Annotated in this window: 19 protein-coding genes and 1 other annotated feature (1 of these 20 only partly in view); of the genes, 9 read left to right on the top strand and 10 right to left on the bottom strand. The window is 54.6% G+C overall.

Annotation, left to right across the window (positions count from 1 at the left end; translation table 11 throughout):
- Positions 1-115, bottom strand: a binding site (T-box leader) (it extends 118 nt beyond the left edge of the window).
- A gap of 804 nt (positions 116-919) precedes the next feature.
- Positions 920-1477 carry a helix-turn-helix domain-containing protein gene (locus tag CLOEV_RS01790; protein WP_034441550.1) on the bottom strand — a complete coding sequence of 186 codons (558 nt, stop codon included), beginning with the start codon at positions 1475-1477 and terminating at the stop codon, positions 920-922.
- A gap of 124 nt (positions 1478-1601) precedes the next feature.
- Between CLOEV_RS01790 and CLOEV_RS01785 the strand changes: the two genes are divergently transcribed.
- The gene (locus tag CLOEV_RS01785; protein WP_008709035.1) at positions 1602-2186 is read left to right on the top strand and encodes a LysE family transporter; all 585 of its coding nucleotides are present in this window, start codon (positions 1602-1604) and stop codon (positions 2184-2186) included.
- Positions 2187-2303: 117 nt separating this feature from the next.
- Here CLOEV_RS01785 and CLOEV_RS01780 read toward each other — a convergent pair whose 3' ends face one another.
- Complete coding sequence (locus CLOEV_RS01780; protein WP_008709033.1) at positions 2304-2492, bottom strand: Arc family DNA-binding protein; 189 nt, start codon at positions 2490-2492, stop codon at positions 2304-2306.
- A gap of 566 nt (positions 2493-3058) precedes the next feature.
- Between CLOEV_RS01780 and CLOEV_RS01775 the strand changes: the two genes are divergently transcribed.
- The 5 genes from CLOEV_RS01775 (at position 3059) to CLOEV_RS01755 (ending at position 7812) form a co-directional block, all read left to right on the top strand.
- A complete protein-coding gene (locus tag CLOEV_RS01775) occupies positions 3059-3799 on the top strand; it encodes a polysaccharide deacetylase family protein (RefSeq protein ID WP_169732177.1) in 741 nt (246 codons plus the stop codon).
- Between the two features lie 20 nt (positions 3800-3819).
- Positions 3820-4473 (top strand): bactofilin family protein, encoded by a 654-nt coding sequence (locus CLOEV_RS01770; protein ID WP_034441549.1) that lies wholly within the window; start codon positions 3820-3822, stop codon positions 4471-4473.
- Between the two features lie 33 nt (positions 4474-4506).
- Complete coding sequence (locus CLOEV_RS01765) at positions 4507-5337, top strand: lysophospholipid acyltransferase family protein (protein WP_034441547.1); 831 nt, start codon at positions 4507-4509, stop codon at positions 5335-5337.
- Between the two features lie 142 nt (positions 5338-5479).
- Positions 5480-5755: a metal-sensing transcriptional repressor gene (locus CLOEV_RS01760; RefSeq protein WP_008709027.1), complete on the top strand. Its 276-nt coding sequence runs from the start codon at positions 5480-5482 to the stop codon at positions 5753-5755.
- A gap of 89 nt (positions 5756-5844) precedes the next feature.
- Positions 5845-7812, top strand: coding sequence for a heavy metal translocating P-type ATPase (locus CLOEV_RS01755; RefSeq protein WP_034441546.1), 1968 nt, complete (start codon positions 5845-5847; stop codon positions 7810-7812).
- Between the two features lie 89 nt (positions 7813-7901).
- On the opposite strand, the gene CLOEV_RS01750 is transcribed toward CLOEV_RS01755, so the two are convergent.
- From CLOEV_RS01750 to CLOEV_RS01730, 7 genes are all read right to left on the bottom strand, one after another.
- Positions 7902-8510 carry a cysteine hydrolase family protein gene (locus CLOEV_RS01750; protein WP_218915497.1) on the bottom strand — a complete coding sequence of 203 codons (609 nt, stop codon included), beginning with the start codon at positions 8508-8510 and terminating at the stop codon, positions 7902-7904.
- 31 nt (positions 8511-8541) lie between these two features.
- Positions 8542-8694: a hypothetical protein gene (locus CLOEV_RS16680; RefSeq protein ID WP_156938342.1), complete on the bottom strand. Its 153-nt coding sequence runs from the start codon at positions 8692-8694 to the stop codon at positions 8542-8544.
- Positions 8685-8885 (bottom strand): hypothetical protein, encoded by a 201-nt coding sequence (locus CLOEV_RS15655; protein ID WP_051484813.1) that lies wholly within the window; start codon positions 8883-8885, stop codon positions 8685-8687. Before CLOEV_RS15655 ends, CLOEV_RS16680 begins: the two co-directional genes overlap by 10 nt.
- A 182-nt stretch (positions 8886-9067) precedes the next feature.
- Complete coding sequence (locus CLOEV_RS01745) at positions 9068-9874, bottom strand: response regulator (protein ID WP_034441541.1); 807 nt, start codon at positions 9872-9874, stop codon at positions 9068-9070.
- Positions 9871-11670 (bottom strand): sensor histidine kinase, encoded by a 1800-nt coding sequence (locus CLOEV_RS15650; RefSeq protein WP_051484812.1) that lies wholly within the window; start codon positions 11668-11670, stop codon positions 9871-9873. The genes CLOEV_RS01745 and CLOEV_RS15650 overlap by 4 nt, the downstream gene beginning before the upstream one ends.
- Positions 11671-11882: 212 nt before the next feature.
- Positions 11883-14438: an Ig-like domain-containing protein gene (locus CLOEV_RS01735; protein ID WP_034441539.1), complete on the bottom strand. Its 2556-nt coding sequence runs from the start codon at positions 14436-14438 to the stop codon at positions 11883-11885.
- 47 nt (positions 14439-14485) lie between these two features.
- Complete coding sequence (locus CLOEV_RS01730) at positions 14486-15013, bottom strand: PepSY domain-containing protein (protein ID WP_034441535.1); 528 nt, start codon at positions 15011-15013, stop codon at positions 14486-14488.
- 290 nt (positions 15014-15303) lie between these two features.
- On the opposite strand from CLOEV_RS01730, the gene CLOEV_RS15645 reads away from it, so the two are divergent.
- Positions 15304-17115: a sensor histidine kinase gene (locus tag CLOEV_RS15645; RefSeq protein ID WP_051484811.1), complete on the top strand. Its 1812-nt coding sequence runs from the start codon at positions 15304-15306 to the stop codon at positions 17113-17115.
- Positions 17116-17139: 24 nt separating this feature from the next.
- Here CLOEV_RS15645 and CLOEV_RS01720 read toward each other — a convergent pair whose 3' ends face one another.
- Entirely contained in the window at positions 17140-18009 is an 870-nt protein-coding gene (locus tag CLOEV_RS01720) for a LysR family transcriptional regulator (RefSeq protein WP_034441532.1), read from the bottom strand.
- Positions 18010-18132: 123 nt separating this feature from the next.
- Between CLOEV_RS01720 and CLOEV_RS01715 the strand changes: the two genes are divergently transcribed.
- Both CLOEV_RS01715 and CLOEV_RS01710 read left to right on the top strand, forming a co-directional pair.
- Positions 18133-18855 (top strand): AzlC family ABC transporter permease, encoded by a 723-nt coding sequence (locus tag CLOEV_RS01715; protein WP_034441528.1) that lies wholly within the window; start codon positions 18133-18135, stop codon positions 18853-18855.
- Positions 18845-19153: an AzlD family protein gene (locus tag CLOEV_RS01710; RefSeq protein ID WP_034441525.1), complete on the top strand. Its 309-nt coding sequence runs from the start codon at positions 18845-18847 to the stop codon at positions 19151-19153. The genes CLOEV_RS01715 and CLOEV_RS01710 overlap by 11 nt, the downstream gene beginning before the upstream one ends.
- The last annotated feature ends 40 nt before the right edge of the window (positions 19154-19193 follow it).

Here is a 19193-nt window from a genome sequence, read left to right as displayed (position 1 = left end):
GGGATTCCGCTCCGGAGCGAGGCCGTATTGCGCTTCTTCAACATCGGCTCTCACCTGCGTGCCGACTCTCTGTAGTATCCGAAATTCGCAACCGTAACTCCATCATCGCGTTTTAACAGTATTTAGTTTTTTATGCCGCAAGACCAGCCGACTCACTCAAAACAGAAAAACGCTGTTTTGGTTCGCTGGCCGTCTGTAGTATCCGAAATTCGCAACCGTAACTCCATCATCGCGTTTGCCGCTATTCAATTGGATAGTCCCGATATTTCATAACTCAAGACTGCATTTTTTAATATTATTACTAACATGGATTTCTTGTCAAGCTGTTTTATGAAAATTGCAGGGCAAACGCATCAAAAACGATCAGATAAATGGTAAATTGGGGTTTAGCGGGCACTCACAAAACGCAAATTGTCGATATTCAGCGATTTTGGTTTATGCTTTTAAAGGCCCCCTCGCCGAGGGGGCTGGCTCGGCGGTGTTTTTCCGCCGAGACTGGAGGAGTTTTGACCTTGGGTTTTGTGTTTTGATCTTGATCTTATCTTCTTCCGCCTTTTCCGCGGCTTGCGCCGCGGGCACTGTTTAGCGCGGAAAACCGCGCCAAACAGTACAACACTCCTTCCGACCCGGCGCAAAAACCGCGCGCCGGCCCACCTCCCTCGGCGAGGGAGGCTTAAAAATATAAATCGGCGTTTAGACGTGCGAATAACGAAATAACCGAGGGCCTGCCAAGCGGAGGCGCACTAGTGTGCGGTGAGCATTGGCAGGCCCTCGGTTATGAAGTTAGTCGTGCGTATAAACGCCGATTTACGCCAATTTACCCTTTGTCGGCTGGTTGATGCGTTTGCCCCGATGAAAATTGTTATTCATTTTTCATTAGTTAAGGTTTTGTTTGTCATAGTTAGTCTTAGTACAAACCCTACCCCGGATAATAAATAATCATACTTAACCGGCAGATCTCGTCGCCGGTGTTTTTGTAGCTGTGGGGCGTGTCGGCTTTGAAGCGGAGGGAGGAGCCGCCGCCTTTGATCGAGAAGGCCTCGCCGTTGGCGGTCACGGCAAGCTCGCCGGAGAAGGCGGTGATAAATTCCTGCGTGCCGGCGGGATGCGGTTCGGCCTCCAGGCGGCCGCCGGGGTCTATCTCGACGTAGAGCATCTCAAAACGCCGGGCGGCGTCGAAGGAAAAAACGGGGAAGTTGCGGTAACGGCCCCCGTCCTCAAGCAGCGGCTCGACCTGTCTGATGTCGACCGTCTCGTAATCTTTTTCGGGGCGCGTCATCAGGTCGGTGAAGGATATCTTCAGGCCGCCCGCAATCTTCCAGACGGTCGAGACGGTGGGGTTGGCCTCGCCTCGCTCTATCTGCCCCAACATGCTTTTGCTGACGCCGGAGAGCTTCGCCGTCGCCTCCAGGCTCAGCTTCCGCTCATCGCGGAGGCGTTTCAGGTTGTCGGCGACGACCGAATTGATATTTTCCATAGAACACACCTCTGGCTTATTGACAATATATCGCACGATATGTATAGTATATCCAACAAAGGACAGTATAACGTCCGAACGTATTCATTATATCATACAAAAAATAAGCGAGGCAGTGATCGTTATGAATTTCGCGGCGTTTTTCTCCTATGTCATTCTTACCGCCATTACCCCCGGCCCCAACAATATCATGTCGATGTCCAACGCGAGCCGGTATGGCTTCAGAAGGTCCCTGCCATTCAATTTCGGCGTCTTTGCGGGCTTTCTCGTCGTGATGTCTCTCAGCGCGCTTTTCAGCTCGCTGTTATACGACGTCATCCCTTCCGTAAAACCGCTCATGCTCTATGTCGGCGCGGCCTATATCTTGTGGCTCGCCTGGACCGTGTGGCGCGACGCGCCTCATGAAAAGGGCGGACGGGCCGTTACGAATACTTTTCTCTCGGGGATGGCGCTGCAGTTCGTCAACGTAAAGGTGATCCTGTACTGTATAACGACGATGTCTTCGTTCATCCTGCCGCACTATCACGGGCTGCCGGTCATCGCCGCTTTCATAATATTCCTCGCCTTCGTCGGCTTCGCCTGCACTCTCTGCTGGGCGCTCTTCGGCGCGCTCTTCGAACTCCTCTTCAAAAAATACAGCAGGCCGGTGAACGCCGTCATGGCGCTGCTGCTGGTATATTGCGCCGTTTCGATGCTGATCGATATTTAAAAATTAAGCAGAAAGGACTGTCTATTCGGTATAAATCAAAAACAAAGATATCCTGCGCATCTACCGCCGGATGCTTTTGTTTTTTAATGACGTTTACGAGACGCAGTACGGCTGTGTCTATCTTTCTTTAGGGGCTGTTTCTTCCGGAGGATCGAGATGTTCGAGAGAATACCTCAGGCATTGAATGACGAGCTGGTTCAGGGACAGCCTGTTCTCCGAAGCCAGCGACTCCAGCACCTCCACCATCTCCTCGGGCAGCCTGAACGTACGGCTCACGCTTGTAGATCCCTTTTGAATTTTCCACATGAACATACACCTCTTGATCGTCTAATTAGCCGTCATGAAACATTCGCACGTTCTTATCCTTCCGCACGGCCATTACCGAAGCGGAAATTGGAAGCGTCCTTTCCCGTTTTCAATGACCTTTATTTTACCATGAGCCGCAAGGCAAAGACCTCCATTTAAAATGGCTTTCCCAGCTCTTCGCTTTGCACCAAACTTTACTTGCCGCGGCATATTTTTATCTTTTCAGCGTTTTCATCTGTTTTCCCGCACAGAACGCCTTGAATTTTGTAATTCATATAATATGTATACGCACAACCGTTATTGCAATTATTTTACACTTATTTTTAATTGCATTATGCAAGAATTATTGATATACTCACCTACATGAGAAGATAAAGCCCAGATGGAATATCTCTTTGTTTACAGGATTCAGGCGGTGGCTGATGCGTTATTTTGGAAGCGTTGCATTTTTTAGGCATTTAATCATTTTGGCACTGTTGCTTATGGCCGTATTATCCGGCAAATATCTTATAGATGTTTTTATACGGAAAGAACCGTCAGAGATAAAAAAGGAGCGCGTATCCGATTTGCAGTACGATAAAAAATCTCTTTCTGAAAGCAACGGCACGCCCCAAAACCGCCCTCCATCTTTTAGCTATCAGAGCGCCTACAGTGAACTTTACGGCGCAGCCGGGCAGGAGAGGGCGCTTCAGGATGGCGTCGTGTACCTGACCTTTGACGACGGCCCCTCGAAATATACGCCGGCCTTTTTGGATCTCTTAAAAAAGCACGGCGTTCAGGCGACATTTTTTCTGGTCGGGATAAACGTACAAAGATACCCCTCGGTGGCAAGAAGGATAAAGAGCGAAGGGCACGCCATCGGCGTCCATACGTACAGCCATAAATACCTCCAGATATATATGAATGTGGATTCATATCTCAAAGATTTTTCAATGGCCGAGGATGCGATATACCGCGCAACAGGCGACAGGTGCGCCATATTCCGCTTTCCCGGAGGCAGTATAAACGTCTTCAATTCCCGTATATACGGAGAGCTGACGGCTGAAATGCTGCGCCGCGGGTTCAAATTCTATGACTGGAACGTTTCCGCGGGAGACGCCGTCAAAAAGACGATAAAAAAGAACATCATCGACAACGTGGCGAACAACGTCAGGCGGGACCAGCCCAATATCGTCCTGATGCACGATACTTCGGAACTTTCGCTCGCCTCGCTTGAACAGATCATCCTGCGCCTGAAAAAAGAGAATTACATTTTTAAAGCGCTCGGCAGCGAAGACAGGCCCATCACGTTTACACACATAAGATAAGAGATAAGGAGAAAGAAATCATGGATTATCGCCAGAATTTCAAAACCGCCTTAAAAGAGATATTCCTGTTGCAGAAAAGCCAGAACAGGGAAGAGAGGCCGGCGGAGAAGCAGGACATCGCCGCGTTTGTCACAGAGGCGGAGACTGCGGCGCCTAAGCTGGCCCTCACACAGCCAAGGAAGAATGACCGCAAAAAATCTGATCCCTCCGTCATCTCCGAAGATACCGCCATCAACGGCGAGGTCGTCTCGAAGGGAAGTTTGGATATACGCGGCATCATAGTTGGGAATGTCGTCACCAAAGGCGACATCGTCATATCAGGCAGCGTCGAAGGGAATATCTCGGGAGAAAATATCGACCTCAAGGCATGCAAGATCACCGGAGACCTTGCCGCGGAGGGCACGATAAAGATAGGCAAAGACACGGAGATCGTCGGCTCGATGATGTCCAAGGAGATATTTGTGGACGGCAAGGTATCGGGGAACATCTCATCGTCTGCGGACGCCTATTTCAGGCAGGGAGCCTTCGTCATCGGCAACGTCACGACGAATATGATCGCGATTGAAAGAGGCGGCGTTATCTGCGGTGAGGTAACCATCGGCAGCGCGGCGCTGAACGGCGACCCGCAGAACAGATCGGAAGAAGCCAGGATGAGAATCCAGGCGGGGGAATAACGGGACGCCGGGAATAGGCGTCGCTGTATCGTCATGTCGGACATTTTTTGCCGGGATAATTTTTTTTCGCTGTTCAACAAAACTATCAAAAGAGAGGGCCCCACGGCAAAGTTAGCCGTGGAGTTTTTTTGCATGCTCGCCGGGATCGCGGGACCGCGCAGAGACATCGCCAGGCGTAACCTGGAGTTCATCTTTCCCTCAAAGCCGAAGTTCAAGAGAGAGCAAATACTGAAGGAATCGTATAAAAACCTCTTATGGAGTTTTTTCGAATACGCCGCATGGCAGAAGGACCCCGCATACGTGAACAGGGTCGCCGCGGAGGTCAGGGGATTCGAACTCCTTGAGGAAGCTATTTCAAACGGCAGGCGGGTCATTGCCGTATCGGCGTGCCTGGGCAACTGGCCGCTCATCGCCGCCTGGATGGAGGGACAGATGCGTTTTTCGTGCCTCTTCGGCAGGCATGATGAAATATCCGCCTTAAATGACGAATCGCTGTCAGACCAACTCGCCTCCGAGTTTCAGAAGAGCGACGTCATCTGCGTCGCGGGAGACCGGCACGGAGGGAGCAGCGGCTCCCAACTGCCCTTTCTCGGGCAGATGACAAATACCGGCACGCTTGCCGCCCGCTGCGCGCTGCTGAGCGGAGCCGCGGTACTGGTCGTCACCTGCACCCGGATATCTCCCTACCGATGCAGGATAAATATCGGCTTTCCTCCCGAAGACGGCGCGCAGGGGGATATGACCGAGGTCGACTTTTTGACGCTGCAGATAAACAGGGAGCTGGAAAGGCGCATACTGCAGTTTCCGGAACAATGGCTGTGGCAGCAGAAGAGATTCATCGGAGAGGTCGACGAGCGGCTGTAGCGGGCGCGCCGCCGGCCGGCGGCGCGGACTGTCCGATGTTTCCGTTAAAAGACTTGACGCGTTTGCCGTGAGGGCGCTTTTTTATCTTGACTTTTACACCCCGCGAAGGTATTTTTGAAAAATTACAGAGGGGGGTGCCGTCATGAAGGAATGTATTGAATCAAAGAATCTGCATCTGCGGCTGAGGAAGGTCGCGGGACAGGTGAACGCCATCGAGCGGATGATCGGCGAGGACGTCCCCTGCGAAGATATCCTCATCCAGATAAACGCGGCGAAGAACGCGCTGCACAAGATCGGGCAGGTAATACTCGAGGGACACCTCAAGCACTGCGTCCGCCGCGGCATCGAACAGGGCGACGCCGAAAAGACCATCGCCGATTTCGTAAAGACTCTCGAACATTTCTCGCGCATGTCGTAAAAAATCTTTCCGGACTTCTTGACAAAGTAGTTTTTTCTGTTATACATATACCTATACGGGTATATGTATAACAGAAAGGGGTCGTTTAAATGGAACACCGGCACGAAATAGAGCATGATCACGAGCACGAAGAGGCGCATTGCTGCGGGCATTGCCATTCCCGCGAAGAGGGCGGCGGCATTAAGGGAACGCTGATACAGCTTTTCGCCGCCTTTGCGCTGGCGGCTGCGGTCGCCTTCGCCCCGCTGCCACCCTATGCGAAGGCCGCGGGCTTCGCGGCGGCCTACCTGATCGCCGGCTGGAAGGTGCTGCTTTCCTCGCTGCGCAATATCATGAAGGGCGAGATTTTTGACGAGAACTTCCTCATGAGCGTCGCCTCGCTGGGGGCCTTCGCGATCGGCGAGATGGCCGAGGCGGTCGCGGTAATGGTTTTTTACGGAGTCGGAGAGATGCTCCAGGATTCCGCGGTAGCAAAATCGAAGCGCAGCATTGAGAGCCTCATGGACCTCCGCAGCGACCGCGCGAACGTGCTGCGCGGCGGCAAAACAGTCGCCGTCAGCCCGGAGGAGGTCATGGTCGGCGAGACGATCTCGGTAAAGCCGGGAGAGAAGATACCGCTTGACGGCGTCGTGCTCTCCGGCACATCTTTCCTTGATACGAGAGCGCTGACCGGGGAGTCGGTGCCTCGCCGCGCCGCGCCGGACGACGAGGTGCTTTCGGGCTCCGTAAGCACGGACGGGGCCTTGGAGATACGCGTGACAAAGCCGTTTTCGGAATCCACCGTCTCAAAGATACTGGAGCTCGTGCGCGGCGCGGCGAGCAAAAAATCCGCCACGGAGAGGTTCATCACGAAGTTCGCGCGCTGGTACACTCCGGCCGTCGTCGGTATCGCCGCGCTGGTGGCGCTGCTGCCGCCGCTCGCCGGCTACGGGACGTTTGCCGCGTGGTTTTACAAGGCGCTCTCCTTCCTCATAATCTCATGCCCCTGCGCCCTCGTCCTCTCGATCCCGCTCAGCTTCTTCGGCGGCATCGGCGGCGCGGCGCGCAGCGGCATCCTCGTGAAGGGAAGCTCCTATCTGGATGCGATGAGCCGGCTCGGCACGGTCGCTTTTGACAAGACCGGCACGCTGACCCGCGGCGTCTTCAAGGTCACGGAACTGCTGCCCGCGGAGGGCGTCTCCAAAGAGGAGCTGCTTCGACGCGCCGCGGAGGCCGAGGCGCAGTCAAATCATCCGATCGCGAGATCCATAATGGCGGCCTTCGGCGGCGAAGCGCCGGAGCGGTCCGATGCGCGCGAGCTCGCAGGCAAGGGCATCGAAGCGCGCGTCAAAGAGGGGACCCTTTACGCGGGAAACACAAAGCTCATGAAGGATATCGGCATCGGGGGATTGAGAGGATACGCTAAGACCGCCGTGCATGTCGCCCTCAACGGGAAATACCTCGGCGCCCTGCTGATCGCCAACGAACTCAAACCGGGCGTGCGCGCGGCGATGAACGACCTGCGCGCGGCCGGGATATCGCGCCTCGTGATGCTGACCGGAGACAACGCGGCGATCGCGAAGGAGACGGCCGCCGAAGCCGGCATCGACACCGTCCGCGCGGAGCTGCTGCCGCAGGATAAGACGGCGGAGCTGGAGAAGCTGATGGCAGGCGAGGAGAAAAAGACGGCCTTCGTAGGCGACGGGATCAACGACGCGCCGGTCCTCACCCGCGCCGATATCGGCATCGCGATGGGCGGCATCGGTTCGGACGCCGCGATAGAGGCGGCCGACGTGGTGATAATGACCGACGAGGTCGACAAGATCGCGACGGCCGTCAGGATCGCCGTCAAAACGAAGCGGATCGTCTGGGAAAACATCGCGATGGCCCTCGGCTTCAAGGTCGCGGTGATGCTGCTCGCGATATTTGCCGACGCCTCCGTCTGGTTCGCGATCTTCGCCGACGTCGGGGTGGCGCTTCTCGCCGTGGCTAACGCGCTGCGGGCGCTGAAAGCCCCGGCGCCGCGAAACGCCGCAATGGAGAGAGAAAGAGGGACCGAGCCGTGCCCCGCGGCATGACGGCGGGAAAGGTCACGGCAGGCGGCCTGTGCTGAACCTGAGCGGGAACTTCCGGCAGAGGCCTAACCGGCCTCTGCCTTTACGGCCGCTTATACGACCTCGATGTGGCACATCTTCATCGTTTCCAGCGCCGCCTCGTGGCTTTTTCGCGTCACGCCGGCGCAGCAGCGGGAGTCCACCCTGAACGACGCCTCGGGAAAATTCGCTTTGAGCAGCAGCGCGTTGCTGACGACACAGATATCGGTGCAAAGCCCAAGAAGATAAAAGGCGAAAGATTCGCCGGCGGTGCCGTCCGCGCTCTTTTTCCCCTTGTCTTCGGCTGCCGCGGCGCGGATGATCCCCGGGAGCCCGACGCTTCCAAAGGTCTTTTTCTCCACGATGACGGCCCCCTCGCGCGAGGCATAGCCGGCCAGTTCCGGGATGATCTCGTTTCCCCACGTTCCCCTGACGCAGTGCGGTACGGGGAGGTGACGGCCCTCGCTTGTCTCCAGGTAATTTTCTTCGTGGGTGTCCTTCGTGAATATTAGCCGCCCGCGGTCCTCAGAGATAAATCTTTCCACAGCTTCGGCGACGTCCGGCACGATCGCGCGGGCCATTTCGCTGCCGAGGCTGCCGCTCACAAAGTCGTTCTGCATATCGACCACGATCATAAATTCAAGTTTTTCGCTCATCCATACCATTCCTTTCGGCGGCGGCATCCTCCGTTCCCCCGGACCTGCCGCGCCTTCATCATCCTGCTTTCGCAAGGGCCCCCGTCCGGCATTTGCCGGAGGCATAGGGGTACAGCATCCTGAAACGGCTGTCGGCGGTTGGAAATACAGTCATAAACTCCTCGCTCTCAAGAAGAGACTTGATGTACCCGCCGAGCGCGGCTACCGCCATCTGCCCCTCGATGCGCGCCGCCGTTCCGCGAAAAGCGGGTCATCAGCCGCGCCAACACCAATCAGCGGAGCGTCGTATATCCGCATCTCCGCCAATTCAGGCCGTAAGGCCTCCTCTGCCGCCACATGGTCGACCGGCCATTCTATAAATTCCGCCGTATCCGCGGATATTTTATCCAGAAGCCTTCTCATTCCCCCAGCCGACAACTCTCTCACAGGTTATTATAACGGCCGCCGCGAAAAAAACAAAAGCGGTTATTTATCCGCCTGAGATTTGTCCAATCTTAAATCAGCCGCACACGGACAAAAAAACCCCGCCCCTCAGGCGATGCCGCTCGCCTTAAGGGCGGGTATCCATTCGCCGCCGCAAAGTTTTAGTTCTCTCCCTCTTCCCGGTTCCGCACCAACTGCGCCGTCGTATATTCCGCCCAGCTATAGTTCGCCATATACTCGCCGGTGAACGATTTAACGGCCTGGGGATCGCCCTCAAGATACCGGTAGTAGTCGCATTCAAGGCCATCCACATTAACGGCGAAGCTGTTTCTGTGCTTTATCACGACCTCGGCGGCCCCGACGGCCTTCAACGCGGCTACGATATCGGACATGAAGGTATGTATCTGGTTTCGCAGAGACTTGTCAAAATCCCGCTCTTCCCAGAGTGCCGAGGCAAGCTCGGCGATAGATACGGAGGCGCCCCGGCGATCCACAAGGTAGGCAAATAGCTCTTTGGAGCGCGAACGGCTGAAGCGCAGCGGCGCTCCGTTCGCGAAGACCTCAAAACAGCCAAAGGTCTGCACGCGGAGGCGGCCAAGATCATGCCGCGGCCCCACCGGGCGCAGATTTGAAAGCTCGGTGATTATATCCTCGCTATTTGCGGGCTTCATGATATATCCGGAAGCCCGCAGTTTGAAGGCATCCACCGCGTATTCGCCGTACCCGGTGAGAAAGATTATCGAGACCGCGGGTTTTTCACGCTGGATATGTGCGGCAAGAGTCAGTCCGTCCATACCGCACATATTTATATCCAGAAAGGCAACATGCACCTCATTATGCAAAATATATTCCAATGCCTTTTCAGGGTCGGTAAAACCGACCGTTGAAATGACGGACGGTACTTCTTGAAGCTGCAGCAGAAGATCTTCAAGCAAAAGTTCTTCATCGTCAACTACGATTACCTTCATCCCTTCACCTCTTTAGGTATGTATATTACAGCCTTCGTTCCTGCACCGGGCGCACTGGTTATTGCAAGCGAACCGCCACACATAAACTTAAGGCGGCTTTTCGTGTTCTCTATTCCGATGTGACTGCGCCCGCCCTCCTTGAACATCTCCGGCGCAAAGCCGATTCCGTCATCAGCCACCTCCACGACAAAGCCAGCGCGTTCCTCGAAGGTCGATACAGAAATTGTGCCGCCGCCTGGCTTTAGGCTGATGCCGTGCTTAACCGCATTCTCCACCATCGGCTGGATTGTGAGGGCTGGCAGCATAAAACTCCTGCACTTCAAATTATATTCTACATTGACTCTATCACCAAAACGTAATTTTTCTATGTAAAGGTAATGTTCGAGGTGGAGCAGCTCCGATTCAAGAGGTATTAATCTGTTTTTGTTTAGAGAACCCATATTGCCGCGCAGATACTTCGCGAAAGCGTCTATTGCATCGCGCGCCGCCTTTGGGTTCTTCACGCAGAGAGATTTTATTGTGGCGAGCGCGTTAAAGAGAAAGTGTGGCTGTATCTGCGATAGCATAATCGCAATGCGGCTCTGCGCCAGCTCGCCGCGCATGTGCTCCTCACGCACAGATGCGTCGGTGTTCACCTTGAACTGCCAGATTGTAAAACTCCACTGCACCACTGCGTAGACAAAAACACCGGCGTTGAGCCATATGGTGTTTTCACTGCCATCCCTCAGAAAGAGGAACATGTCCGCCATAATGCCTATGCCTACCGGCAACGTGGTATAAAAAACAGTCCGCAGTCCCCGATTGCACGTAAAAAGATACTCGCGCCACATGGCCGCGAGCGCGGCCAACATTCCGCAGACGACGGTGACAACCAGAAGATCTGGTTCGTCATAGGCATCGCGCACTCCGGAAAGTGCCAGCACCAGTATACCAATGATGAGAGTCAGAATGAAGGAGGAGGAACATGCCGCAACACTCTTTCTCGCTCCAGTAAGAAAAGTTCCAATGTATAGGATGAAAAAGAGGCCGATAAAATAAAAGCTGAGAACGTCGATGCTTCCAATCAACGCTGGATATGGCACGATTAACGAAATGAAGCCATACTGTATCGCAAACCACAGGCCGCAGCTCACGGAAAAACCACCGCCGTAGAGACAGCGCGAAGCAAGCGGCTGCTTGAGCAGCACAAGCCCGGCTGCGGCGGCTAGCTCAAGCAGCCCCATCACGAGTGTTACAACGCCAATCAGGAAAGAGAGGCCGTATTCATGCATCTCCGTGCGCCATAGTCCATCTGTACTTCCATAGTGGATGCTGTTGAGAAACCTACTGACAGCAGGCAGATAGTCGTCGCCGTAAACCGGGCGCAGCTCAATGTCGATATGATCGCGAGGGCTTATCCCCGGCGAGAAAAAAGCGTGCCAAAGGTTTCCGGGGCTTTTGAAGAGCGGGTGACGCTTTTCCCCAAAAGAATATATCCGGTGACCGTTCTGCGATATTTCAACGTAAAGATCCGTGATGCGAAGCATGATCAGCATATTTTTTTCGACTTCACATGAAAAATTCCCTCGGAAAAAGAAGGTAGTTCCAGCCTTTATGCCAAAGTCGGCATCGCTGCACAGCTGCAGCCACGGGCTGCCGTCGACACTGTACTCACCCATCAAACTGACCGGAACAAAGAGACTCTCGACGGAGACGCGGGAATTTTTATCCGAGATGAGCCGCCAAGCTAGAAGGAGGGTCATAACGACCGCCAGGCAAAGAGCCGCTTTCCGCAAAAGAAGTAAATGCCTTTCCATCACCAGAACCTCCTTAAACCATGCGCCACCTCTGCCTGTAGTATTTCCCCTTCCTGCGATGCAAATTATTACCTTGCTGACATAAGCAGGTTACCTACAAATGGACATATCATGCACACCGCACGAGAGGACGACCTCTCAAATATTGAAAGGCCGTCGACTCATACAGTTAATTTGTGCACCCTCAAATATCAAAGGCTATTTGTGCGTCGTTATTTTTTCTTTTTCAATACCAGTGGTATCACAGCCAAGAGCATCAATCCAGCAAGGCCTGTGCTGCAGCCGCCGCTGCTGCTTCCTCCTCCGCCTTGTGTCTTTGCCTGAAGCACCGCCATCGGGTCAATCACTACACCGTTTGCGGCTTCGTCAAGGTCAAAACTTTGTCCGTCTTTGACAAAGGCTACAAGAGTGTAGGTATCCGTTGGCACTATCGCATCTGTGTGTATCGTGCTTGTGCCTGATTTCAACAGCGTCACATACTTGTCTTTGAAGTCGGCCGACTTGGTGGCCACGCTGAAAAGCTCTCCTTTGCCGCCAGGGAGAATCTTGACCAGCTTAAGCTCTGAAAGCGAGTCCGCCAGCAATTTATCACCAGAGACTTCATAGGCGTATGTCGATGTGTCTCCAAGAATGTCAAGGCTTGCAGCGGCTATTGGCAAATTGTTGATTTTCACCACAGTTAAGTTTTTGCCTTCGATTGCACTGTTTACCGCAGCCGAGGCTATGGCATCGGTCACAATTAGCTGTCCTTTGCCGTTTACTGTGAGGTCAGCGGGAAGCAGGCGCGTGCCAGATAGAATAGCAGCTTTATCTGCCGCAACAGCTATTTTGACAAGTGTCGCCTCAACGCCGGAGGGCTTATCCGCCGGAAGCACCGGCTTAATCGGCGAGAATGGGTCGTCTACTACGATTGGCCCCTCTTTTGTCACTGTGACATCGCACGAGGCGGTGAAACCACCGTTATCAGAGGTTGCAGTTATCACTGTTCTGCCCTCAGCAATGCCTTTTACTCCGACGCTCGCGCCGGAAAGGCTTGTTGTTGGCGAGACCGTAGCCACTGCGGGATTGCTGGAACTCCATGTAATTCTTTGGAGAGTGGCATCAGCGGGTGTAACGGTGGCGACTATGTAAACAAGATTGCCTATGGCCGTGCTCGCTATCTTTTTATCAACAGAGATGGCGGTCACGGGGACCTTTATCTCGACGACTCCAATGGAGAGTTTGGGGATATTATCATCGCCTGTCAGGTCAAGCGGCGTGTTAATCGGATTGCCGATGTTGGAAAAATCTGTAGCGCAGAGTTTCATTGCGTTTGTCGCGTGCGTGCCGCCTACGGCCTTTCCAGTCACGTCCGCATGGTCATAGCTTGCGGCATTGACGGCAACTTCAGCTAAAGCGGTGTCCATGATGCCAAAAGCGCTGTTAGTGACATAACTATCGAACGACGCTTGTGTGCCCAGTTTCCCCGGGTATGTCTTCAGCATATATTGGTCGGTGCTGCCCACAGTGACTACGAGCTGCTTCGGAACGAGATCCGTTGACGCGAGAAGGTTCGGCAGGCAGGTGGTGACGACGTCGTTTGAAAGAGCCGCGTCATATGAGACGACGGCAAATTTTCCGTGCTCGCCCTCGCCGACATCGAAGCTCGCCGTTGTGCTGAGCCAGCCGCTATTTGTGATGTCGCCTGAATTTATGCCGACAATGCCGCCCACTATATAGGTGCCGTGCTGTTCCGTTGTAAGGGCTATTGCTGAGGCACTGTTTGTGATAGTAGCACTATTATGGTTGTATCCCGCAATCCCGCCAATGATGGAGGGAGCAGATGACGCCTCAACACCGGCTGTGCCGCTTGCAGAACAGTTCGTAATGGCACTGCTGCCGTCGTTGTATCCGACGATACCGCCCATATAGGTCGTGCCTGTCGTGGAATCAGCTCCTCCCGCAATGGCATTTGCAAGACAGTTTGTGATTTTTCCGCCCATGTTGTATCCAACGATTCCGCCGGCATAGGTCGTATCTATCGGAGATTCCGCTTCAATTCCGCCGGTGGCAGCACAGTTGGTGATAGTGCCGCCTCCGTTATAGCCAACGATTCCTCCGCAGTATGCCTGGTAATTTGTCGACGCCCCGACCTCCGCCGCCACGCTTCCAAGCGCCGATGAGCAGTTCAGGATCTTTGAGTTTATCCCGGAGAGATAACCCACGATCCCGCCGCCGTAAACATTGTTGTTGGTGGAGACTACCAATCCGACAGCGCCTGTCGCCGTACAGTTGAGAAAGGCCGCGGATTCTCCGCGCCCGGCTATAACGCCTGAATACAGCGCGTGCGTCGAGCCCATTATGGAGATAGAAGCGTCGACCGTGAGGTTTTCCACAGCTCCGCCTTTAACGTATCCAAAGAGCCCCGCGTACTGGTTCTTGGAAGCCGTTATCGTCAGGCCGGATATCATGTGGCAGCCGCCGATGAAAGTTCCGCTAAAAGGATGTCCCTCGGTGCCGATAGGAGTCCAGTCTCCTGAAAGTACGATGTCCGTGGAAAGGTACGCATATATATCGCTTGAGGTGCCGTTGTTGACGTTGTCGCGGAACAGCGCAAGATCTGCGCTTGTGTTGATGATAAATGCTTGTGGAATCCGAACATCCTCTGCATTGGATTTTGTCGGCATGTAGTGGGCAAAAAGGCCGCTTATGACCGTTATGGCCAATATCAGTGCAATCGCGCCTATGCTTCTAACGTGCTTTTTATTAGTTGTAGCTGGTTCGTTCATCAAATATACCTCCTAATGTTAAATTCCTGGCCTTAAACCAGATTTTGTTAATCGTTATCTTGTTCAAACTCCAGGATCTGTCCCGTTTTTGCCTCAATGTCGTATTCATATTTCAGCCCGTTGCAGAAGAATTTGACCTCGTATTTAACCATTCCATCGTCATGGTCGAGCTTGGTCCTGAGATAAAGCACGTCGCCGCGTTTTACCTTTGCGTGGTCAAAAGCTATTTTTTCAGCTGCCTGCGGGCCAATATATTGTGCATGGGCCGCCGTTCCGTAGCCTGCTTTTTTCCCAAATTTTCTTACGGCGCCGCTTACGGCGTCGATGCCATATTCGTATTTGAAGTCTCCGAATACAAAATCAATTTCATACTCCGTGTGCTCGTGGTCGTTATCAAGCCCTAGTTTCAATATCCTTGCGCCAGACTCGCTGGCTCCCGCGTGTTGAAATGCTATTTGTTTGGCCCGCTCTTCTCCGATAAGACTGACAGCCTCAGAGCATGCAGGCGTCATGCCAAATATTAGATACGCCGCGCAAAACAGGACCCCCGCGTACTGAAATATCTTTTTTTTCATAACATATCCTCCTCGTATAATTAAGCTGTGCTGAAAAAGCGCCGTATTTAAGATCTGGCAGAGTCAATGCAGGTGCTTAGAAATGGTGCCGTTCCATGATCCTGTATTTGATTTTCATTGTGCCGTTTGCTGAGTAATCCCTTTATATAGGCCAATTATAAAAAACGAACGCCAACAAAAGGGCAACTGTGCCGAAAACTATGACCTGCCGGTACTTGGGCAGGAGGAGCTGTGATCTTTATGCTAAAATCAGGCGGAGGATACTTACGAAGAGACTGGAGCGGCGCGGCATGAAGAATATTCTCGGCAAGATACGATTTTCCCTCCTGGCGGCCGCCGTCATCGCCGCCATTTTCATCATCGGCGGATTATTCTCCGGCGGGGGCCGGCTCGCTGTCAAAGGCGCCCTTTCACATATATCAATCGACGGAGAGTACCGCACCGAGGGAAGCGCATGGCGCCCGCTCTCCGGCCTCTCCGAATTCCGCGGCGCGGAGGAGGGGCGTCCCGTTTATATAAAGGGACATTTCCGCGAGGAGATCGCTATAAACAGGTTCGTCATACTGAGGATGGTGAATTTGCGGCTGCGGCTGTCGGTGAACGGGCGCGAACTCTATTCGTTCGGATATTCGGGAAGGCCAAACCGTTATATCAACAGCCCCGGCGACGTGTGGCACGGTTTTCTGTCGCCCGGCATCTCGCCGCGCGACGAGGTGACGATCGAGCTGCGGCGGGTCCATGCGAAGGATTATGACTCGCCCGTGAAGCTACTGCTGGAAAATATTTATGCAGGGGATTCGGGCGAACTGCTGCTGGATGTCCTTTACAGGCGGATCGGGCTGCTTTTCTTCATCGGGATATTCGTTCCGCTGCTTGGCGCGGTGGAGCTGCTGGCCTCGCCGCTGCTTTTTTTCTTCGCCTCCCGAAATGTATTCCTGCGCTTCTTTTATAATGCCGGCTTCACCTTCGCGGCTGGCGGCTGGATCTCGATAAATTACGACATTTCGACGCTGCTCGTTCCATTTCCGCGGGTGATACTGGCCTTTGAGGTGACCTGCCTCTATCTGACGGCCTTCTTTTTCGCCTCTTACGCCGCCACCTATATGAGCGGCTGGCGCAGGCGCGCCGCCGAGTGCTCCGCGGCGGCGGGACTTTTTATATTCCTGGCTCTAGCGGCGCTTTCATGGACCGGAACGACGGACATCTATCGGCCCATGCTTTTCAGCGCCGCGGTAAACACCGCCTTCTTTCTCTTCGCCATCGTCTCTCTCGTCATCGAGTATCGGAAATCCGGCGATAAGGCGATCCTGCCGGTGCTCATTTCTTTTGTTCCCACCCTCTTCGGCGCGATAGCGGACAATCTCGGTTATTTGCGGATCATAGAGACTCCGCCGATATGGGTCTGCGTAAGTTTTTCCTTTTTTATCATCATCCAGAGCGTTATCCTTATCTGGGAATATAAACGCCGCGCCGACGCCGACGCGAGGGCCGAACGCATGGAGAAGGAGCTGGCGGAGAGCAAGGTCACCATCATGTTGAGCCAAATAGAGCCCCACTTCCTCTATAATTCGCTTTCGACGATCAAAGCCCTCTGCGCGAAGGACCCTAAGGCCGCCGCCGAGGCCGTCTCGCATTTCGCGAAATATCTGCGCGGAAGCATGGCCTCTCTTTCGGATAAGAAGCCCATCCCTTTTGACGACGAGCTGCGGCATCTGGAAAATTATTTTTACATCGAGAAGCTCCGCTTCGGGCGGCGGGTGGAGCTGATCTTTGACCTGGAAACGACGGATTTCATGCTCCCCATTCTTACCTTGCAGCCGCTCGTTGAAAACGCGGTGCGGCATGGCAGGGGCGACGGGCGCGGGACCATCACGATAACCGTCGCCACGAAGAGGCTGGCGAACGGTTCCCTGCTGTCCGTCTCCGACGACGGCTCCGGATTTAACCTTCAAACACTGGCCCGCGACGGCAGCCGGCACGTCGGGATTGAGAATACGAGAAACCGTCTCGAATACCTCTGCCGAGGCCGCCTGACGGTCGAGAGCAGGCCCGGAACCGGTACAACGATCATCATCTTCGTTCCGCACGAAGGCTCAGCCTAGTACATTGATGATGCCGTCCGGCCGCTATTTCCCCACTCTGAAATGGTCCAGGACAAAATCTATGAAGCGTCGCGCGGCGACGGAGAGAGTCCGCTTGTTCCTGTAGGCGAGCGCCGTCGTGCGCTCCACGGGCGGCTCGATGTGCAGCGCCGCGAGGCTGCGCTCTTCATTTTTCAGGACCAGTTCGTAGAGGACGGAGACGCCGAGCCCCTGCTCGACCATTGAGATGACGGTGTAGTCGTCCGTGACTCTGTAGTGGATGTCGGGTTCGAGATTTTCCCGGCGGAAGGCGTCCAGCGCGACGCTGAACTCACCCTCGTCAAGAAGTATCAGCGGCTCCTTCGAGAGTTCGCCCAGCGTAACATATTCCCTGCCGGAGAGAGGGTGTCCCGGAGGCAGCGCCGCGAGCATTTCATCCTTGCGCAGCGGCGTCACGACAAGTCCCTTGACCTCGTCATAACAGGTGAAGCCAAAGTCTACGGTGCCTTCCGATATCCATTCTTCGATACCGCGGTAGTCGCCCTGCCGCAGATCGAAGTGCACGAAGGGATAGATGGATTTGAACTCGTTCATCAGCTTCGGCAGCCAGCTGCGGCTGACGCTCGTGAAGGTCCCGATCCTGATGTTGCCGCCGACGAGGCCGCGCATTTCCTCGCATTTCACGCGCAGCTCACGGTGAGCGGCGCAGATCGAACGAATATAGGGCATATACTGTTCGCCGTCTGCCGAGAGGACGACGCCGCCCTTCTCGCGGCGCAGCAGCACCGTGCTGAGCTCCTCCTCAAGGGTGTGGACCATCTGGCTCACCGCCGACTGGGTATATCCCAGCTCATTCGCGGCGCGGGTAAAGCTGCCGCACTCCGCCACCTTTACAAAGACCTCATATCTGTTCATCGCGCGCCCCTTTTTATTATTAGTCTTACTAATATATTTATTATAAATATTCGTTGGACTGCTTGCAATAAAAGTTGTAAAAATATCGGTGAAAACAACAGGTTACGGGGGAAAATCACAGAGATGGCCAAGAGAGACATTTACTATTTTTCCAAGGGGATGCGCGACGCGATACCTATTTTGCTGGGATATATCGCCGTCTCATTCACTCTCGGCATCGGCGCGAAGAACGCCGGGCTCAGCCCCTTTCAGGCGCTGCTCAGCGCCGTGACGCAGAACGCCTCCGCCGGGCAGTTCGCGGGCTATTCCCTCATCGCGGCGGGCGCGGGATACCTTGAAGTCGTCATCATGATCATCGTCGCGAACGCGCGCTATCTGCTGATGTCATGCGCGATGAGCCAGAAAATATCGCCCGAAACGCCGCTTCGCCACCGCATGCTGCTCGCCGTGGACATCACTGATGAAATATTCGGCCTGTCCGTCGCGCAGCCGAAGCGCCTCAATCCCTTTTACACCTACGGCATGGTCGCCGCCGCGGCTCCCGGCTGGGCGCTCGGCACGTTTCTCGGCGTCGTCGTCGGCAACATCCTGCCGCAGAATATCGTCACCGCCCTGAGCGTCGGCCTCTTCGGCATGTTTATCGCCGTCATAGTGCCGCCGGCGCGCAAGAATACGGTCATCGCCCTGCTCATCGCCGTCTCGATGGCGGCAAGCTTCGCCCTCTCGCGCCTCTCCGCGGTGGAGCTCTCGGCGGGAGTGCGCACGATAATCCTTACGGTCGCCATCTCCGGCACGGCGGCCTTCCTCTTCCCGCTGAGGGAGGAGCGGCGGACAAATGCCGCGTAACGTCTATCTCTATCTGTTGATAATGGCGGCGGTGACTTACCTCATCCGCGTCCTGCCGCTGACGGTCATCAGATGCGAAATAAAAAACAGGCGCGTGCGCGCCTTTCTCTATTATGTCCCCTATGTGACGCTCGCGGTGATGACCTTTCCCGCGATAATCGACGCCACCGGCAGCACGCTGACGGCCGTCGCGGCGCTTATGGCTGCCGCGGCGCTCTCCTGGTTCGGCGGCAGCCTGCTGCAGGTCTCGGTGCTTTCGTGCGCCGTCGTCTTCGTCCTCGATAAATTTATTCTCTAGCTTTCAGAGGATGCACCTCCTCTTTTCATATAAATCGCGG

Origin of the sequence: Cloacibacillus evryensis DSM 19522 (assembly GCF_000585335.1) — a bacterium.
Classification (GTDB): domain Bacteria; phylum Synergistota; class Synergistia; order Synergistales; family Synergistaceae; genus Cloacibacillus; species Cloacibacillus evryensis.
Note: the sequence above shows the minus strand (reverse complement) of the source record. Positions and strands in the feature narration are given on the sequence as shown.

Excerpts from the sequence above, each read along its gene's own strand:
- CLOEV_RS01790 (WP_034441550.1), bottom strand. The coding sequence starts at position 1,477 with ATGGAAAATATCAATTCGGTCGTCGCCGACAACCTGAAACGCCTCCGC.
- CLOEV_RS01785 (WP_008709035.1), top strand. The coding sequence starts at position 1,602 with ATGAATTTCGCGGCGTTTTTCTCCTATGTCATTCTTACCGCCATTACC.
- CLOEV_RS01780 (WP_008709033.1), bottom strand. The coding sequence starts at position 2,492 with ATGTGGAAAATTCAAAAGGGATCTACAAGCGTGAGCCGTACGTTCAGG.
- CLOEV_RS01770 (WP_034441549.1), top strand. The coding sequence starts at position 3,820 with ATGGATTATCGCCAGAATTTCAAAACCGCCTTAAAAGAGATATTCCTG.
- CLOEV_RS01765 (WP_034441547.1), top strand. The coding sequence starts at position 4,507 with ATGTCGGACATTTTTTGCCGGGATAATTTTTTTTCGCTGTTCAACAAA.
- CLOEV_RS01760 (WP_008709027.1), top strand. The coding sequence starts at position 5,480 with ATGAAGGAATGTATTGAATCAAAGAATCTGCATCTGCGGCTGAGGAAG.
- CLOEV_RS01755 (WP_034441546.1), top strand. The coding sequence starts at position 5,845 with ATGGAACACCGGCACGAAATAGAGCATGATCACGAGCACGAAGAGGCG.
- CLOEV_RS01750 (WP_218915497.1), bottom strand. The coding sequence starts at position 8,510 with ATGCCGCCGCCGAAAGGAATGGTATGGATGAGCGAAAAACTTGAATTT.
- CLOEV_RS16680 (WP_156938342.1), bottom strand. The coding sequence starts at position 8,694 with ATGGCGGTAGCCGCGCTCGGCGGGTACATCAAGTCTCTTCTTGAGAGC.
- CLOEV_RS15655 (WP_051484813.1), bottom strand. The coding sequence starts at position 8,885 with ATGAGAAGGCTTCTGGATAAAATATCCGCGGATACGGCGGAATTTATA.
- CLOEV_RS01745 (WP_034441541.1), bottom strand. The coding sequence starts at position 9,874 with ATGAAGGTAATCGTAGTTGACGATGAAGAACTTTTGCTTGAAGATCTT.
- CLOEV_RS15650 (WP_051484812.1), bottom strand. The coding sequence starts at position 11,670 with ATGGAAAGGCATTTACTTCTTTTGCGGAAAGCGGCTCTTTGCCTGGCG.
- CLOEV_RS01735 (WP_034441539.1), bottom strand. The coding sequence starts at position 14,438 with ATGAACGAACCAGCTACAACTAATAAAAAGCACGTTAGAAGCATAGGC.
- CLOEV_RS01730 (WP_034441535.1), bottom strand. The coding sequence starts at position 15,013 with ATGAAAAAAAAGATATTTCAGTACGCGGGGGTCCTGTTTTGCGCGGCG.
- CLOEV_RS15645 (WP_051484811.1), top strand. The coding sequence starts at position 15,304 with ATGAAGAATATTCTCGGCAAGATACGATTTTCCCTCCTGGCGGCCGCC.
- CLOEV_RS01720 (WP_034441532.1), bottom strand. The coding sequence starts at position 18,009 with ATGAACAGATATGAGGTCTTTGTAAAGGTGGCGGAGTGCGGCAGCTTT.
- CLOEV_RS01715 (WP_034441528.1), top strand. The coding sequence starts at position 18,133 with ATGGCCAAGAGAGACATTTACTATTTTTCCAAGGGGATGCGCGACGCG.
- CLOEV_RS01710 (WP_034441525.1), top strand. The coding sequence starts at position 18,845 with ATGCCGCGTAACGTCTATCTCTATCTGTTGATAATGGCGGCGGTGACT.